This is a genomic window from Fictibacillus phosphorivorans (genome assembly GCF_007673525.1).
Classification (GTDB): domain Bacteria; phylum Bacillota; class Bacilli; order Bacillales; family Fictibacillaceae; genus Fictibacillus; species Fictibacillus phosphorivorans_C.
This window is the reverse complement of the sequence record NZ_VDZU01000001.1, coordinates 220,356-237,334: the sequence shown is the minus strand read 5'-3', so window position 1 is coordinate 237,334 and position 16,979 is coordinate 220,356. Positions and strand designations below refer to the sequence as shown.

The window sequence follows — 16,979 nt, the reverse complement described above, 5'->3', positions numbered from 1 at the left end:
GTAAATTGTTTGGGGTCTGACCCGGGGTCAGACCCCATTTCCCACTTTATTTCCCGAGGATGGCGAAAACCATGCGGTCCTTGCCACTGATGTCTTCCTTTACATACACATCCGCACCAGGGAACGTGACACGAAGCATGCCCGCTACCGTCTCACCCTGCCCCGCTCCTACTTCAAAGCCTACGATCGCTTTTTCTTTTAAAACGAGAGGCAGCTCTTCCATAAATCGACGATAGAACACATAGCCGTCTTCCCCGCCACTAAGTGCTCTCATCGGTTCACGGTCTTTTACGATCGTTTCAAGGACCGCGATCTCATGATCTGGAATGTAAGGTGGATTTGATACGACAACATCAAGTTTCTTCCCGTTCGTAATAAAAGGCTGTAAAAGGTCACCGTGTAGGAATGTAACCTCTGCTCCAAGTCGATCTGCGTTTCCTTTCGCTACTTCGATCGATTCTTCTGCAATATCAACCGTGTATACGTTCAGTCGATTATTTTCTAAAGCTAACGAGATCGAGATAGCTCCGCTTCCCGTTCCAATATCTGCAACAGCAACGGTCTCATCGTCACTGAAATATTCTGAGATAAGCGTTAGTGTGTGTTCGACCAACTCTTCTGTTTCCGGTCTTGGAATGAGAACTTCTTCGTTCACCGAGAACGTTCGACCGTAAAATTCTTCTTTACCGGTAATATACTGAACAGGCTCTCCTTCAACATGACGAGCGACTGCCGCTTTGAGTTGCGACTCATTCTCTTCACTCATCACATCATGTAGGCGCATGAGCATCTCTGTTCGATTCACATCCCCTAAAACATGTCTCATCAAAATTTCTGCAGCAAAACTTTCGCGTCCGTTTTCAGCTAAAAAAGAAGAAGCCCACGCGAGGGCTTCATGAACTTTTGTACTCATTTTACGCGTCCGCCTGAGCTTTCATCTTGCTTGTTTGGTCTTCTGTAATCAATGCTTCAACGAACTCATCCATCTTACCTAGAAGGATCTGATCAAGCTTTTGAATCGTTAGACCGATACGGTGATCGGTAACACGGTTTTGCGGGAAATTGTACGTACGAATACGCTCTGAACGGTCACCTGAACCAACCGCACTCTTACGTGTTTCATCGTACTCTTTTTGTATTTCGCGCTGAATCTTATCATATACACGCGCACGAAGAACCTTCATCGCTTTTTCTTTGTTCTTGATCTGTGATTTCTCATCCTGACACGATACAACCGTACCTGTAGGAACATGTGTTAAACGAACCGCTGATTGAGTCGTGTTTACAGACTGACCCCCTGGACCAGAAGATGTAAACGTATCAACACGAACGTCTTTTTCGTGAATCTCAACTTCAACTTCCTCAGCCTCTGGAAGTACAGCCACCGTCGCTGTAGACGTATGGATACGTCCGCCTGATTCTGTTGAAGGGACACGCTGAACACGGTGTGCGCCGTTTTCATATTTTAGCTTCGAATAAGCACCAGCACCATTGATCATAAAGATGATCTCTTTGTATCCGCCAAGCTCTGTGTAAGAAGCTTCGATTACTTCAGACTTCCATCCTTGCATCTCTGCATAACGCGTGTACATACGGTAAAGGTCGCCAGCGAAAAGGGCTGCCTCGTCTCCACCTGCTGCACCACGAACCTCGACGATAACGTTCTTGTCGTCGTTCGGATCTTTTGGAAGCAATAGGATTTTTAACTGAGCAGTAAATTCTTCGATCTGTTGGTTAAGCCCTGAGATCTCTTCTTTTACCATCGCTGTCATTTCAGCATCAAGCTTATCTTCGAGCATTAATTTTGCTTCGTCTAATTGTTCTTTCGCTTCTTTATACTCACGGTAAACCGCTACCGTATCTTGAAGGGAAGATTGCTCTTTTGAATAATCGCGCAGCTTGTTCGTATCATTTATAACCTCAGGGTCACTGAGTAATTCATTTAACTTGTCATATCTTGCTTCGATCGTCTCTAAACGTTCTAACATGGTTTTTCACCTCTGTTTTATATGCATAACATTATAATTATAGACTATTACAGGTCTTACAGTCAAAAGCAAAAAGGAACGAAATCAATAAAAAAGGCCGCCCTTTCCTTCAAAAGAGAGCCTTCATGAAACTTAAAGACGATATTTACATTTTCCGTTTTTGCAGCGACTCTCTCATCGATTCCGCCAATTCTTTCACTTCGATCAATCTTTGAACTTTTTCAGCATCTTTTAAAAAACCATACTTGATCTGATTCGATTCTGTTACAGATATGTGTGCAGGATGTTTTTCAATCAGCAACATCTCATCACCTGCTGCAACCAATCCTTCTTTTATAACCCGAAGGTAATAACCGGTACGCCCCGTATCTACAACCTTTTTGATCATATCTGGCCGACAAAGAACAGAAGCTAATGTCTGACAGGGCTGACGAGGCTGTGTGATCTGTACGATCGCTTCGCCTACTGAAAACAAGTCACCTATACAAACATCATCCTCTAAAAGACCTCTCACTGTTAGGTTTTCTCCGAAAGATGGTACGGATAAAGGCACTTCTAAATTCAGCTCAGTCGTCCACTTTTCATAATGCTCAAACGGGTACACACAGACTGCTTTATCTGATCCACCATGGTGAATGGTATTCCCCACTCCGTCACCTTCAAAGTGTGTTATATGTAAAAAAACAGGTTGCTGCTGCGGCGTCTTGTTGTAGGCTGTAAAAAACGTTTTATCTAGCATCTCAACTTTCTCTGGGAGCTTAATGTTTAACGAAGCTATATTCCCCTTCATTCCCCTCACCTCACGAAAAGCATAGCACAGGACAAAAGGAAATTAATAGGAAAAGATATTGCGGCGCAACTGCTCATAATCAATACGCTCTTGGTTCATTCGAATCGCTTTCGTCAGCTCCTCGATGACCACTTTTTCATTCGTGATCACGTTAAACACATAAGGAATGGTCGCAAAATGTCCAAGAAAATGCGTACAGCCAACATAACGCGGGTTGTCCGTCTGATTTTCATTTTTATATTTAATAATAAAATTGCCCATGCCTTCGTAGACAGGATCCAATGGCTTTTGTTCAAGTTTTTTTATTAGTGTATGAATCGGCTGAACCGGTGCGTTCCAGTCCGTTCCGTTCGATTTGATCTCTAGCACAGTCCACCACCTCTTTCTACTATCATAGTTCGTTTTAACTCTGTACTTCTTGTTGGTCAAAGTGAAGAGAGTTGTGGCATCATACAGGTAACGTTACTTTTTTCGGAACAATGGGAATACTATATGGTTAGAGAGACGTAAGGAGCTGATCAGATGAAATATTGCATTATTGGTGGAGATGCGGCTGGCATGAGTGCCGCGATGCAGATTGTTCGAAATGAAAAAGATGCCGACATCACGGTTCTTGAAAAAGGCGGTATCTATTCTTATGGACAATGCGGACTTCCTTATGTTGTAGGCGGGCTCATCCTTTCTACTGATGAACTTATCGCTCGCAGTATTGAGACGTTCCGTGAAAAATATGGCATGGATGCCCGTACGTTTCACGAGGTAAAGAATATAGATATCCGTTCTAAAACAGTGTCTGGTGTACATACGAAGACAGGGCAATCGTTCGAGGTGCCATATGATAAGCTCTTAGTGGCTACCGGTGTTAGTCCGATCATACCGAAACAGTGGACAGGATTGCATCTAAAGGGCATCTATCCCCTCAAGACGATTCCTGATGCCGAGGAACTCATGGCCGGGTTAAAAGATGTTCAGAACGTAACCATCATCGGTGGAGGGTACATTGGCCTTGAAATGGCCGAAAACGTACTAAGACTCGGTAAAAAGGTACGTATCATCCAGCGCAGCAATCAGCTTGGAAATATCTTTGATCATGATTTTTCTCCATTCATTCATGAAGAGGCAGAAAAACATGGCATCGAACTTTGTTTAGAAGAAGAAGTGCTTGGTTTTAAAGGCGACGATCACGTTCAATTCGTAAAAACAGCCAAAAAAGATTATCCAACAGACCTTGTTATCGTGTCTGTCGGTGTGTCACCGAACACAAACTTTTTAAAAGAAACGGACGTAGCACTCAATGAACAAGGAGTTATCGTCGTGAATGAGTCGATGGAAACGAGTGTGGGTGGTATATACGCGGCAGGTGATTGTGCGACCCATTATCACCGAGTTAAAAAACTAAATGATCATATTCCATTGGGGACGACAGCAAACAAACAAGGCCGAATCGCCGGATTAAACATGGTTGGTGTGAAAAAACCTTTTAGAGGAATCGTAGGTACATCTATCATCCAATTCATGGATCTAACACTTGGAAAAACAGGATTATCGAATAAAGAAGCTGAAAAACTGAACATTCCTTTTTCAGAGATCAAGATTACATCAAAAAGTCATGCTGGTTATTACCCTGATCCAAAGAAATTAGAAATAAAATTAACATATCACAAAGAAACAGAAAAGTTACTAGGTGCGCAAATCATCGGTGAAGAGGGCGTAGATAAACGTATCGACGTGCTTGCAACAGCACTTTATCATGAGATGGATGTTGAGGAATTGGCAGATTTAGATCTGGCATACGCGCCTCCGTATAACGGGTCATGGGACCCCATCCAGCAAGCAGCTCGAAGACTTGGGAAATAAATTGGGAAATGGGGTCTGACCCCATTTCCCGTTTTATTTCCCACAATATTAATGATCGATTTTTAGTGAGAAGTTATATCGCGGAACAGCTCGCTCTACGGCGTTCATAATTTTACGATGCGTCGCTGCTCGTTCTTTTTTGGACATATCATGCGGCACGTTCACATGAATGTGGGCATAATTTCCGTTTATTGTGACCATCTGCGGATTGATCCCAGATGAATCAATAACAGCCTGACGAATCATATCCTGGTCATCAGACAGGTCGAATCGTGTGGTGTTCATCGTCCGATAATCATTTGGATTCATGTTCGTGTCATAGCTATAGTTGGTTCTTGGTTCGTTTTTGGTTAGGTGGTAATTGATAATCCCATGACCAAACAGGTTATCCCGAATATCCCGTTTATCTTCATGAGCGGCAGGCTCAATTTTAGCCCCTTCTTCTTTATAAGACTGCATAGGTGAACATGCTGTTGTTACCAATAGTGCTAAAAGCGGCGCATACATTGCCTTTTTCACTATAAACACCTCCCATATCGTTAGGATTTCCTGTTTTGAAGGTGATTATGTTAAGTTGATAGCCATTTCTAGGTGGATGATTGTCAAAGGTAGCGATGAATCCACAAATTTGGAGCTTGAATCCAAAAGTTTTTGCCTTCAATCCATAAATTCTTTCGTTCAATCCACAAGTTTTGGCCATTTATCCACGAGTCGACACGCCGCGACATTTTTCAACTTCACCTGCATGCTACCTCAGTCCTACCAACATCAAAAAAAGCCCGAGAGCACTTAGCTCCCGGACAATATCGCATCAAACCTTTATTTTAACCGACCTTCTAAGCCCTCTGCGCTTGATAGGAGGTTTCTTTTCTTTCCTGGTACTTCATGACAATGGCGGCAGCGCGGTTCATATGACTCGGACGCCCCCACTAGAATCACTGGATCATCGTAAGAAGCAGGTCTGCCATCGATCAAACGCTGTGTACGGCTAGCAGGTGATCCACAAACCATGCAGATCGCTTGAAGCTTTGTCACATGTTCAGCAAGAGCCATCATCTTTGGAACGGGTCCGAACGGCTCGCCTTTAAAGTCTTGATCTAGCCCTGCCACGATCACACGCAGTCCTTGATCGGCTAGTTCTTGAGCAACCGGAATGATATCTTCATCAAAGAATTGCACTTCGTCGATCGCTACGACTTCGGTTTCAGGCAATACATTTTTTAAGATCTCCACAGAACGTCCGACCGGTTCAGCCATAACAGCTGTTCCGTTATGAGACACAACCGATTCTTCGCTATAGCGGTTATCGATCAGCGGCTTAAACACCTGTACTTTTTGCTTTGCATACGTCGCTCTTCTTACGCGGCGAATAAGTTCTTCTGATTTTCCAGAGAACATGCTGCCGCAGATCAATTCGATCCAGCCATTTTGTTTCATCACATACATGGCCTGCTCCCCCTTTCGCAACAATCTTTCCCTTAGTATGTACGAAATGTATGATGTTTTACCATACATAAACGTTCGTTACTGGAGTACTTGACTCCTTTTAAGGCGTATAAAAAACCCGGTCCATCAAAACAGTTACCGAGTTCTTAAAATGTTTTTCTATAAAATACAAAAGAAAAAAGGGCAAGAAAGACTCCTGCCCTTTTACTTGCAACAAATTACTTAAGGTTGTATTTCTTCTTAAAGCGGTCAACACGTCCACCAACATCAGAGAACTTCTGACGTCCAGTGTAGAACGGGTGAGTGTCAGAACTAACATCCACTTTGATTACTGGATATTCGTTACCATCTTCCCACTTCATTGTCTCGCTTGAAGACAAAGTTGATCCTGAAAGGAAGCTAAATCCGCTTTGAGCGTCAACAAAGATAACCTTTTTATAATTCGGATGAATTCCTTGTTTCATTCTAATTCCACTCCTTCTGCCCTGTTTCCTATGCGGAGACAGAGTTATAAACACATAAAAATAGTATAACAGGGACAAAACCCATTTGCAACCATACTTTTTCGTTAGTTTGTTACGGGTTTAGCTCGCTTTGGCGCTCCCTTTTTTTCACTTTCAAAAAGCTCGAAAAACTCTTCGTTATTCTCTGTTTTACGCATGCGTTTCATGAACTTGTCTACGAAATCGAACGAGTCATCCATCGTTTTACGGATTGACCAAAGTGCCTCAAGATGATCTTTCGCGATAAGCATCTCTTCTTTTCTCGTTCCTGAACGGCGAATGTCGATCGCAGGGAAAATACGGCGCTCAGCCAGCTTGCGGTCTAAGTGAAGCTCCATGTTTCCTGTTCCTTTGAACTCCTCGTAGATAACATCATCCATACGAGATCCCGTATCCACGAGTGCTGTTGCTAAAATCGTTAAGCTTCCGCCTTCTTCGATGTTACGAGCCGCACCGAAGAAACGCTTCGGACGGTGGAACGCGGCAGGATCGATACCACCAGATAGTGTACGTCCGCTTGGCGGAATGACAAGGTTGTAAGCACGAGCAAGACGAGTGATGCTATCGAGCAGGATCACAACATCCTTTTTGTGCTCAACAAGTCGCATCGCACGCTCTAAAACGAGCTCTGCCACTTTAATATGGTTTTCTGGTACTTCATCAAACGTTGAACTTACAACGTCTCCTTTTACAGAACGTTCGATATCGGTTACTTCCTCAGGACGCTCATCGATAAGCAAGACGATCAGTTCTACTTGCGGGTTGTTCGTTGTCACACTGTGTGCGATTTCCTTCAGTAAGCTTGTCTTACCCGCTTTTGGAGGAGCGACGATCAGACCACGCTGACCAAAACCAACTGGCGCCATCATGTCGATGATACGCGTTGAAATGTTGTTGCTCGTTGTCTCCATAACCATTTTCTTCTCTGGATAAAGAGCCGTCAGTGCAGGGAAATGCACGCGTTCCTTTGCCGTTTCCGGGTCCTCACCATTAACCGCATTCACTTGTAAAAGTCCATAATAACGTTCGTTTTCCTTTGGAGGACGAACTTTTCCTGATACTTTATCTCCGTTTCTTAGATCGAATCGACGGATTTGTGAAGCCGAGATGTAGATATCTTGAGAACTTGGTGAATAGTTGATCGGACGTAAGAAGCCGAATCCTTCGTTCGGGATGATCTCTAATACGCCTTCCATAAAGGAATAACCATCAAGCTCTGCTTGTGCTTTCAAAATCGAAAACATCAATTCACGCTTTGTTAATTTACCGTAATACTGAATATTATATTGTTTGGCAAGCTCATAAAGCTCTTTTAATTTCTTTGTCTCTAATGTTGCTAAATCTATCCCCATAGTGACACCACGCTTTTCTATTAATAACTATCTTTTGTTTATGATTTAAATGGGATTTTTTATGTTGGTTTGGTTTTGGTTTTTTAATGGAAGGAGTTCCTTTGAAAGTTAAGGGTATTAGTGGGTATGAAGAAAATATTAACCTAATGAATCATACTTCTTATTTTAACCACATATTCGTTCTTTAATCAAGCAACAGAAACTCAGAAGTAATGACTTCTAACGAGAATTTACAACACATGCTGAGCTTTTGCAACTGAAATCGAGATTAATTCATGTAATTGTAACGGAAAGACCGGACGAAGTTGTCCGGCCTCACTCGTTATTTATGGTTTGATCACAAGATCTGGTTTCTTCTTCAAGCTGTGTCTTCCATCGATAAATCGTACGGTTCCTGACTTCGCACGCATAACAACAGATTGCGTTGTACCCGTCGACCCGTCAAAACGTACTCCTTTTAAAAGCTCACCGTCTGTAACGCCTGTCGCAGCAAAGATCGCGTCGTCCCCTTTTACAAGGTCGTCCATGTATAATACACGATTAACGTCGTCGATACCCATGCGTTTGCAACGTTCTAATTCTTCGTCGTTTTGTGGAAGAAGCTTTCCTTGAAGCTCTCCACCAAGGCATTTTAACGCAACAGCTGCGATTACACCTTCAGGAGCTCCTCCTGAACCGAATAAAATATCTACGCCTGTATCATCAAACGCCGTATTGATCGCTGCTGCTACATCACCATCTGAAATAAGCTTGATACGCGCACCCGCTTCGCGGATATCTTGGATGATCTGCTCGTGACGTGGTCGGTCTAGGATTACCGCTACCAAGTCTTCGATATTTTTATTCTTCGCTTCTGCTACTGCTCGTAGGTTATCAATAACAGGTGCGTTGATGTCGATCTTCCCTACACTCTCACGCCCAACGGCGATCTTGTCCATGTACATGTCTGGTGCGTGAAGAAGGTTTCCGTGGTCTGCGATCGCTAAAACAGCCAAGGCGTTCCACGTTCCGGATGCAACGATGTTCGTTCCTTCTAACGGATCGACTGCAACATCTACGCGAGGACCATAGCCTGTCCCTAGTTTTTCTCCGATATAAAGCATAGGAGCTTCATCCATCTCGCCTTCACCGATCACAACTGTCCCTTTCATCGGAACCGTATCAAAAACGTTACGCATCGCAGTTGTGGCTGCATCATCCGCTTCGTCTTTCTTTCCTCTTCCCATCCAACGTGCTGATGCAAGAGCTGCCGCTTCTGTTACACGAACAAGCTCCATCGATAAACTTCTCTCCATGTTTGTTCCCTCCCCATACTTTAACCGCTTACATAATTATCCTGAAGAAAAATCACCAGGTGATGGTGATTTCTCGTTTTAACTTATGAATTCTTAAGCTCTTCCATCTCTTCTGCACCTAAGCTCTCACGCCAAACTTTAGCGCCAAGTCCTTTTAACTTATCAACTAAAGATTCATAGCCGCGATCGATGTGCTCAAGTCCAGAGATCTCTGTAACTCCTTCAGCCATCAGACCCGCTACAACTAGCGCCGCTCCAGCACGAAGGTCAGAAGCTTTCACTTTTGCGCCTTCAAGTTTCGCTGGCCCATTTATTATAGCAGAACGTCCTTCTACTTTCACATTCGCTCCCATACGACGAAGTTCGTCGATATGTTTAAAACGTGCGCTGTAGATCGTATCTGTTACGATGCTCGTTCCTTCTGAGCTTGTTAAAAGTGAAGTGAACGGCTGCTGAAGATCCGTCGGAAACCCTGGATAGACAAGCGTTTTGATGTCAACGCTCTTCAGTGGATCTTTTCCTCGATAAACGAGCACTTGATCATCTTTTGTTTCAATATATACACCCATCTCTCTCAATTTAGCGATGAGAGATTCTAAGTGTAATGGAATAACATTATCTAGCAATACTTGCTGACCCATTGATGCTGCTAAAATCATGTACGTTCCTGCCTCAATGCGGTCAGGAATGATCGAGTGACGGCAGCCGTGCATCTCATCGACACCATCAATACGAATAACATCCGTTCCTGCTCCTTTGATCTTCGCACCCATGCTTGTTAAAAGGGTAGCCACATCAATGATCTCAGGTTCTTTAGCAGCGTTTTCAATGATCGTTTGACCTTTTGCTCTTACTGCTGCGAGCATGATGTTGATGGTCGCACCAACACTAACAACGTCCAAGTAGATTCGTGCACCAACGAGCTCGTCCGCGCGAAGATAGATCGCCCCTTGCTCGTTCGTCACTTTTGCGCCTAACGCTTCAAATCCTTTAATGTGCTGATCGATCGGACGTGGTCCTAGATTACAGCCTCCTGGCAATCCGATGACCGCTTTTTTGAAACGGCCAAGCATCGCACCCATCAAATAGTAAGAAGCACGCAGCTTTTTCACTTTTCCGCTCGGCAGTGGCATCGCAATCATTTTTTCAGGGTTAACCGTTAGAGTCTGATTCTCATCCAGGTAAGCTTCCCCTCCGATTTCCTCTAACAGATCACGTAGAATACGAACGTCTGATATGTTAGGCAAACCTTCAATGGTAACGGTAGATTCTGCTAATATCGTTGCGGGGATCAAAGCCACCGCACTATTTTTTGCTCCGCTTATATGGACCGTTCCTTCTAGAGGATAGCCCCCTTCAATCATCAGTTTTTCCATGGTAAACTCCTTTCAGTAAGAGTCACAAAAGTTGTGATTGTGTTACCTTTTTAGATAGTACTATTATTTACCAATATTTTCTTTTCATGTATAAAAATTTGGGTGTTTCAGGTACCTCGTTTGAGAGTAGTTGATTTCCGCTCCAGGTTGCACGCTTTCCATGGGGCGAACGGTGAGCCTCCTGCCGCGTTGCGCCTTTAGGAGTCTCCACCTGATCGCTCGTCCCATAGGAGTCGGCAACCTTCCGCTACAATCAACTTGCAAGAAGCTTTAAAAAATCAAAAGCTTAACTAGAAGAAAGTTACTATCAAATTTTGTCTTCTATGATTGTTGATTGGAGTGTAAGATGCGAGACTCCTGTGGGACAGGCGGGCAAGTGAGAAACTTAAGAGTGAAACGTCCGAATGTGGCTCACGGCCTGCCCCACGGAAAGCGAGCATCTGTAACGGAAATCAACCCTTCCAAAAGCTACAGAGTTTGCAATTACTTTCTATTCGCAGCGTCCCAGTCAGCTAGGAATTTTTCGATCCCTTGGTCTGTTAGTGGGTGCTTAACTAGTCCTTTGATTACGTTTGGTGGAATTGTTGCGATGTGTGCGCCTCGTAATGCCGCTTCTGTTACGTGAACAGGGTGGCGGATCGATGCTGCGATGATCTCTGTTGGGATCTCATGAATCGCAAAAATTTGTGCCACTTGTGAGATAAGCTCCAAACCATCTTGGCCGATATCATCTAAACGACCTAAGAAAGGTGATACATACGTTGCACCTGCACGAGCTGCAAGCAATGCTTGGTTTGCATTAAAAATAAGCGTTACGTTTGTTTTAATGTTTTCATCAGAGAACGTTTTTACCGCTTTTAATCCGTCCAGTGTCATTGGAACTTTTACTGTAATATTCGGTGCGATCTTAGCTAGTTCGCGACCTTCTGAAACCATTTCTTCATAAGAAGTTCCGATCACCTCAGCACTAACAGAACCCGGTACAAGGCTCGTGATTTCCTTTAATCTTTCATGAAAATCTACGCCTTTTTCTTTAGCGACTAAAGAAGGGTTCGTCGTTACTCCAGACAAAATGCCCAGGTCATAGGCTTCTTTAATATCATCAATGTTTGCAGTATCAATAAAGAATTTCAAAAATAATCACTCCTGTTTTTTTGAGTATGTCTATCTTTTATATTCTTTTATAACATGTTCGTCTTCATACACGAAGGATTACGCTTACAAAACTTCGTGTCATTCTTTTATTATCTATACGTGGTTCGCGTTTTTGCACTCTTATAGTGTAAATGAAACCGCCTATGATGTATAGGCGGTTTCATGAGAAAGGTTATATTAAGCTTTGTTAGAAGAACCAAACTCACGCATTTTTCCAGCTACAGTAGCTTGGATCGCATCACGAGCAGCAGTTAAATAGCTACGTGGATCATATTTGTCTGGGTTAGATCCGATGTATTCTTTAACAGCTTTGTGGGAAGCAATTTGGTTTTCTGTGTTTACGTTGATTTTAGCAGTTCCTAAAGAAATTGCTTTTTGGATATCTTTTGTTGGGATACCAGTACCACCGTGAAGTACAAGAGGTACACCAGTTAGTTCCATAACTTCTTTCATGCGGTCGAATCCTAAGTTCGGCTCACCTTTGTAAGGTCCGTGAACAGATCCTAGTGCAGGCGCGAAGCAGTCAACACCAGTCTCACGAACAAGTTGATCACACTCAGAAGGGATCGCGTAAGCTGCATCTGCATCTTCAACAACTAGATCGTCTTCTTGTCCACCGATACGGCCAAGTTCTGCTTCAACAGAAACACCGTGGAAGTGAGCAAGCTCAACCACTTTTTTAGTAAGAGCGATATTCTCTTCTAACGGGTGGTGAGATCCATCGATCATTACAGATGTGAAACCTGCATGAATCGCTTCAGCACACTTTTGGTAGCTAGAACCGTGGTCAAGGTGGATCGCTACAGGTACAGTTACTTTGTACTCTTCGATAAGCGCTTTAACCATAGCAACTACAAGCTTGAATCCGCCCATATAACGAGCAGCACCTTCAGAAACACCAAGAATTACTGGAGATTTCTCTTCTTGTGCAGCCTTAAGGATCGCTTGAGTGAACTCAAGGTTGTTCAAGTTAAATTGACCAACTGCATAATTTTCCGCTTTTGCTTTTTCAAGCATTTCTTTCATTGAAACTAAAGGCATAGTAATGTCCTCCTTAGATATTGGCACGAGCAGACCAACTACATTTTTGTATAGTATATTTGCTGAAATGCGCATACACAGCAAAAAGAAGCCACTTTAGTTTACCTTTCATGGCGTCTTGCTAAACATTTCATTATGCTCATATTTCATTCTAGTATAGCATACCAATATCGCCTGAAAACCGCAACACATCAACGTTTTCCGGGTGTAACCGCTATCATTGGCGACACACCAGCATTTCTTAATCTTTTATGATGATGGCGTGTTTAATGGAAGTTCTTTCCTAACAGCTGCGCGAATCTCATCAATATCAAAAGGTTTTGCAAAATGAGTGATAGCTCCCAGCTTCATTGCCTCATGAATCATGTCCAACTCACCATAAGCGGTCATGATGATCACTTGAATCGTCTCATCATGTTTCTTTACACGACGAAGGATCTCTAAGCCATCCATTCCAGGAATCTTCATATCTAAAATGACAAGATCAGGGCGGTCCTTCTCCACAATCGAAAGAGCTTGTACACCGTTCGCTGCCTGATACGTCTTATAACCTTCTTTTTGAAAGATTTCATTCAAAAGAATTCTGATGCCATACTGATCGTCTACAATTAAAATTTTCCCGCTCATTATTGCTCACCTCATCTAGAGTTTCTTTACAAAACCATTTTGTCCCTATACCATTCGAGACAGAGGATACCAATTCCTGCTGTTCCCGATGATTTGTATTGTTAAATTAAGTATACTAAATTCATAAACAAAAACACGATGATTTGAAAAAAAGTAAGGAGTTCTTTTTCATGTTAAAAATATTTTCAACACAAGTTGCAGGGTTGCTAAAATCCATCTCAGATAAAGAAGAACAGTCTCTTGAAGAAGCTTCACGTTTGCTGGCGCAGACCGTTTTGTCAGAAGGAACTGTATATTTTAAGGGATTCGGCGAAATGGAAGCCGTTGTGAGTGAAGCACTATTTGGAGAGAATAAATTCCGCGCCGGGGCTAATTTTTCAGATGAATTGTTATCTGAGCTGCTGCCGGTCGATAGTGTAGTAGTGGCTTCGCGCTTCTTAGATGACGAAAAAGCTGTAGCACTTTGTTCAAAAGTACGTAAAAATGTTGATTGCAACGTCATTTTGATCGGCGGACGACGAAAAGATGCTGAAATGGTTGTGAATGTGGAGGAATTAGCCGATATCGTGATCGATACGAAGGCCGTTCGCGGATTAGTACCGCTTGATGATGGCTCACGACTCGGTTTTCCATCTGGATTGACCGCTTTATTCGCGTATTACGCCTTATTTTTAACAACGGAAGAGATTCTAGAAGAATATGATGAATAACATGAAGCCTGGCTGTCTGCCAGGCTTTTAAAATTATGTATTTCTAGTCGCCATAAAAACTTAATCACATAAAAAGCATAGTTAATCACATAAAAATCGGCATCCATCACATAAATATTAGAGCTCATCACATAAAAATAGACAAACATCACATAAAACGCAAAAAACCGGCAGCTCCCACTCAGAAAGTGAAGCTACCGGCCAGAATTAGTTCTTCAATTGTGTTACCGCACCGATAAAGTCGCGGAATAGTGCTTGCGGGCGTGTTGGTCGTGATGTGAATTCTGGGTGGAACTGTGACGCAACAAACCACGGGTGATCTTCTAACTCGATGATCTCAACAAGGCGTCCATCCGGAGATGTTCCTGAGAAGATGAACCCTGCTTTTTCCATCTGTTCACGGTATTCGTTGTTGAACTCATAACGGTGACGGTGTCTTTCGTAAACAACTTCATCGTTATAAGCAGCGAACGCTTTTGTATCTTCTTTAATCTTACACGGATAAAGTCCAAGACGAAGTGTTCCGCCGAGGTCCTCGATGTCCTTTTGTTCAGGAAGCAGATCGATAACCGGGAACGGTGTGCCAGGCATAAGTTCTGCAGAGTGTGCACCATCAAGTCCGAGGACGTTACGAGCAAACTCTACGGAAGCAAGCTGCATACCAAGACAGATTCCTAAGAAAGGAACTTTGTTCTCACGCGCATACTGAGTAGCTAGAATCTTACCTTCTACCCCTCTGTCACCGAATCCGCCAGGAACTAAGATACCATCAGCATCTTGAAGAAGTTCGTGCACGTTTTCAGCAGTCACGTTCTCAGAGTTGATCCAGTCGATCTCGATATCTGTATCAAATTGATAACCAGCATGACGAAGCGCTTCAACAACAGAAATATAAGCATCTTGTAGCGCTACATATTTTCCGACTAATGCGATCTTCGCTTTTCCTTTTAAGTTCGTTACACGGTTGATCAGTTCTTTCCACTCCGCCATATCCGGCTCGTGTGTTTCAAGCTTAAGGTGTTTACAAACAAGCTCGTCCATCTTCTGCTCTTGAAGATCGATCGGCACTTGGTAAAGCGTATCTGCATCTCTCGCTTCGATAACCGCTTTAGGATCGATGTCGCAGAATAGACCGATCTTATCTTTCATTTCTTGAGGAACCGGCATCTCCGTACGAACAACGATGATATTCGGCTGAATACCAAGACTGCGTAGCTCTTTAACACTGTGTTGTGTCGGCTTCGTCTTCAGTTCACCCGCTGCACGAATATAAGGAATCAGTGTACAGTGGATATACATTACGTTTTCAGAACCTACATCACTTTTGATCTGACGGATTGCTTCTAGGAACGGTAAGCTCTCGATGTCCCCAACTGTTCCGCCGATCTCTGTAATCACGACATCTGCGTTCGTTTCACGGCCAGCACGGAAAACACGCTCTTTGATCTCGTTCGTGATATGCGGGATAACTTGAACTGTTCCGCCAAGATATTCACCGCGACGCTCTTTTCTAAGAACAGTAGAATAAATTTTCCCAGTCGTTACTGAGCTGTATTTATTTAAGTTAATGTCGATAAAACGCTCATAGTGACCTAAGTCTAAATCCGTTTCCGCACCATCATCCGTTACGAAAACTTCACCATGCTGATAAGGGCTCATCGTCCCTGGATCCACGTTGATGTAAGGATCGAATTTTTGCGTAGTCACTTTTACTCCGCGGTTTTTTAATAAACGGCCTAATGATGCTGCAGTGATTCCTTTTCCTAAAGAAGAAACTACACCGCCTGTAACAAAAATATATTTTGCCATGTTTTCAATCCCCCTAAATTTTCTAAAATAAGTATGTGCGTTTAACGCTTTTTCTACTATCGGGAGAGGTATCTGTGTAAGTCTACACAGTCTCATCCGTAAAAAAATAAAAAGCAAAAGACACTTCCCCTATGGTTAGGGGGCACTTTTGCTTTTGATATCATATAAAATTAGTCTTTTTAATAAAAGATACAGGAATAGCCCAAAAAGAATTTTACCCGAGTATAGAGCTCATGTCAAGATGATCTGTGATAAACCATTTATTCATGTGACAAGCTTGTGAAATGGCAGCTCGGCCTCGCCAATCCGCATGTTTTTGGCGTGAATCCACATGATTTGAGCATGAATCCAAAAGTTTCGGCCAGTAGTCCACGAGTGTCCCTCTATAAAACAAAAACCAGCGCCAAAGGCACTGGTTTTCACGACTCACGATGAGTCTTACAGATCTTCTTCCTCATCTGCTTCTTCATCTTCGTCTTCTTCGTCGAAGTCTTCATCTTCTTCATCGAACTCTAATTCTTCATCTTCATCGTCATCATCGTCATCGTCGTCAGAAAGATCATCGTCTTCATCAACGAACTCATCTTCCACTTCTAACTCATCAAAGTCTTCATCATCGAAGTCCTCTTCAAAGTCATAGTCATCTTCAGACGCTTTTTTACGTTTTGTTGGTTTGTTCGTTGCACCAAGTTCCTCTTCAGAGCTTTCAACTGGGTACCACGTTTTTAATCCCCATTTATTATCGCCTAATGAAACGAATCGGCCGTCAATATTCATATCTGTGTAAAAATACGCAATTCGGTTTTCCACAGCAGTTTTAGACAAACCTTTGATTTCAGCGATCTGTTTAACTAAATCATAGAATTGAACAGGTTGCTTAGCATTTTGCAAAATTTCAAATGCGATTTCGACCATTGACATTTCAACGACTTGTTCTTTCGTGTACGTGTTCAACATAGCCACATCGGCACTTCCTTTCCTTCTCCACACTCATTTATATCAACACATTGTGCTCATTCTTTAGAAGAAT

General features: G+C 42.9%; 17 protein-coding genes. 2 read left to right on the top strand and 15 right to left on the bottom strand.

All coding sequences use genetic code 11. The features are described 5' to 3' along the window. Nucleotides 1-46: 46 nt before the first annotated feature. From prmC to FS458_RS01100, 4 genes are all read right to left on the bottom strand, one after another. Nucleotides 47-913, bottom strand: a complete 867-nt coding sequence (prmC, locus tag FS458_RS01115; protein ID WP_144696876.1) for a peptide chain release factor N(5)-glutamine methyltransferase — start codon at nucleotides 911-913, stop codon at nucleotides 47-49. 1 nt (nucleotide 914) lies between these two features. Further along, nucleotides 915-1,988 (bottom strand): peptide chain release factor 1, encoded by a 1,074-nt coding sequence (gene prfA, locus FS458_RS01110; protein WP_066399006.1) that lies wholly within the window; start codon nucleotides 1,986-1,988, stop codon nucleotides 915-917. 145 nt (nucleotides 1,989-2,133) lie between these two features. Next, nucleotides 2,134-2,778, bottom strand: a complete 645-nt coding sequence (locus tag FS458_RS01105) for an MOSC domain-containing protein (RefSeq protein WP_144696874.1) — start codon at nucleotides 2,776-2,778, stop codon at nucleotides 2,134-2,136. 42 nt (nucleotides 2,779-2,820) lie between these two features. Then, a complete protein-coding gene (locus FS458_RS01100) occupies nucleotides 2,821-3,147 on the bottom strand; it encodes a hypothetical protein (protein WP_144696872.1) in 327 nt (108 codons plus the stop codon). Nucleotides 3,148-3,300: 153 nt separating this feature from the next. Here FS458_RS01100 and FS458_RS01095 point away from each other — a divergent pair, with 153 nt between their 5' ends. Next, entirely contained in the window at nucleotides 3,301-4,635 is a 1,335-nt protein-coding gene (locus tag FS458_RS01095) for an FAD-dependent oxidoreductase (protein WP_144696870.1), read from the top strand. A gap of 48 nt (nucleotides 4,636-4,683) precedes the next feature. Here the strand turns inward: FS458_RS01095 and FS458_RS01090 are convergent, their stop codons facing one another. From FS458_RS01090 to FS458_RS01050, 9 genes are all read right to left on the bottom strand, one after another. Further along, nucleotides 4,684-5,154 carry a hypothetical protein gene (locus FS458_RS01090; RefSeq protein WP_066399016.1) on the bottom strand — a complete coding sequence of 157 codons (471 nt, stop codon included), beginning with the start codon at nucleotides 5,152-5,154 and terminating at the stop codon, nucleotides 4,684-4,686. Nucleotides 5,155-5,454: 300 nt separating this feature from the next. Further along, entirely contained in the window at nucleotides 5,455-6,081 is a 627-nt protein-coding gene (locus FS458_RS01085; protein WP_144696868.1) for a thymidine kinase, read from the bottom strand. A gap of 218 nt (nucleotides 6,082-6,299) precedes the next feature. After that, nucleotides 6,300-6,545 carry a type B 50S ribosomal protein L31 gene (locus FS458_RS01080; RefSeq protein ID WP_066399025.1) on the bottom strand — a complete coding sequence of 82 codons (246 nt, stop codon included), beginning with the start codon at nucleotides 6,543-6,545 and terminating at the stop codon, nucleotides 6,300-6,302. A 104-nt stretch (nucleotides 6,546-6,649) separates the two neighbouring features. Further along, nucleotides 6,650-7,936 carry a transcription termination factor Rho gene (gene rho / locus FS458_RS01075; RefSeq protein WP_144696865.1) on the bottom strand — a complete coding sequence of 429 codons (1,287 nt, stop codon included), beginning with the start codon at nucleotides 7,934-7,936 and terminating at the stop codon, nucleotides 6,650-6,652. A gap of 326 nt (nucleotides 7,937-8,262) precedes the next feature. Then, a complete protein-coding gene (gene glpX / locus FS458_RS01070; protein ID WP_066244703.1) occupies nucleotides 8,263-9,231 on the bottom strand; it encodes a class II fructose-bisphosphatase in 969 nt (322 codons plus the stop codon). A gap of 83 nt (nucleotides 9,232-9,314) precedes the next feature. Next, on the bottom strand, nucleotides 9,315-10,607 hold the full coding sequence (locus tag FS458_RS01065; RefSeq protein WP_137791147.1) for a UDP-N-acetylglucosamine 1-carboxyvinyltransferase: 1,293 nt from the start codon (nucleotides 10,605-10,607) through the stop codon (nucleotides 9,315-9,317). 483 nt (nucleotides 10,608-11,090) lie between these two features. Next, entirely contained in the window at nucleotides 11,091-11,741 is a 651-nt protein-coding gene (gene fsa, locus FS458_RS01060; protein WP_066399032.1) for a fructose-6-phosphate aldolase, read from the bottom strand. Between the two features lie 198 nt (nucleotides 11,742-11,939). Then, on the bottom strand, nucleotides 11,940-12,803 hold the full coding sequence (gene fba / locus FS458_RS01055; RefSeq protein WP_066399034.1) for a class II fructose-1,6-bisphosphate aldolase: 864 nt from the start codon (nucleotides 12,801-12,803) through the stop codon (nucleotides 11,940-11,942). Nucleotides 12,804-13,052: 249 nt separating this feature from the next. Then, the gene (locus tag FS458_RS01050) at nucleotides 13,053-13,433 is read right to left on the bottom strand and encodes a response regulator (protein ID WP_171005594.1); all 381 of its coding nucleotides are present in this window, start codon (nucleotides 13,431-13,433) and stop codon (nucleotides 13,053-13,055) included. A 167-nt stretch (nucleotides 13,434-13,600) separates the two neighbouring features. On the opposite strand from FS458_RS01050, the gene FS458_RS01045 reads away from it, so the two are divergent. Next, nucleotides 13,601-14,140: a DUF2529 family protein gene (locus FS458_RS01045; protein ID WP_144696863.1), complete on the top strand. Its 540-nt coding sequence runs from the start codon at nucleotides 13,601-13,603 to the stop codon at nucleotides 14,138-14,140. A 207-nt stretch (nucleotides 14,141-14,347) separates the two neighbouring features. Here the strand turns inward: FS458_RS01045 and FS458_RS01040 are convergent, their stop codons facing one another. Further along, nucleotides 14,348-15,949: a CTP synthase gene (locus FS458_RS01040; RefSeq protein WP_144696861.1), complete on the bottom strand. Its 1,602-nt coding sequence runs from the start codon at nucleotides 15,947-15,949 to the stop codon at nucleotides 14,348-14,350. A gap of 438 nt (nucleotides 15,950-16,387) precedes the next feature. Next, entirely contained in the window at nucleotides 16,388-16,906 is a 519-nt protein-coding gene (rpoE, locus tag FS458_RS01035; RefSeq protein ID WP_144703173.1) for a DNA-directed RNA polymerase subunit delta, read from the bottom strand. Nucleotides 16,907-16,979: the final 73 nt, after the last annotated feature.

Bases quoted from the DNA above. Each gene is read 5' to 3' on its own strand.
- prfA (WP_066399006.1), bottom strand. From the start codon at position 1,988: ATGTTAGAACGTTTAGAGACGATCGAAGCAAGATATGACAAGTTAAAT.
- rho (WP_144696865.1), bottom strand. From the start codon at position 7,936: ATGGGGATAGATTTAGCAACATTAGAGACAAAGAAATTAAAAGAGCTT.
- rpoE (WP_144703173.1), bottom strand. From the start codon at position 16,906: ATGTTGAACACGTACACGAAAGAACAAGTCGTTGAAATGTCAATGGTC.
- glpX (WP_066244703.1), bottom strand. From the start codon at position 9,231: ATGGAGAGAAGTTTATCGATGGAGCTTGTTCGTGTAACAGAAGCGGCA.
- FS458_RS01080 (WP_066399025.1), bottom strand. From the start codon at position 6,545: ATGAAACAAGGAATTCATCCGAATTATAAAAAGGTTATCTTTGTTGAC.
- FS458_RS01065 (WP_137791147.1), bottom strand. From the start codon at position 10,607: ATGGAAAAACTGATGATTGAAGGGGGCTATCCTCTAGAAGGAACGGTC.
- prmC (WP_144696876.1), bottom strand. From the start codon at position 913: ATGAGTACAAAAGTTCATGAAGCCCTCGCGTGGGCTTCTTCTTTTTTA.
- fba (WP_066399034.1), bottom strand. From the start codon at position 12,803: ATGCCTTTAGTTTCAATGAAAGAAATGCTTGAAAAAGCAAAAGCGGAA.
- FS458_RS01085 (WP_144696868.1), bottom strand. From the start codon at position 6,081: ATGTATGTGATGAAACAAAATGGCTGGATCGAATTGATCTGCGGCAGC.
- FS458_RS01045 (WP_144696863.1), top strand. From the start codon at position 13,601: ATGTTAAAAATATTTTCAACACAAGTTGCAGGGTTGCTAAAATCCATC.
- FS458_RS01105 (WP_144696874.1), bottom strand. From the start codon at position 2,778: ATGAAGGGGAATATAGCTTCGTTAAACATTAAGCTCCCAGAGAAAGTT.
- FS458_RS01040 (WP_144696861.1), bottom strand. From the start codon at position 15,949: ATGGCAAAATATATTTTTGTTACAGGCGGTGTAGTTTCTTCTTTAGGA.
- FS458_RS01095 (WP_144696870.1), top strand. From the start codon at position 3,301: ATGAAATATTGCATTATTGGTGGAGATGCGGCTGGCATGAGTGCCGCG.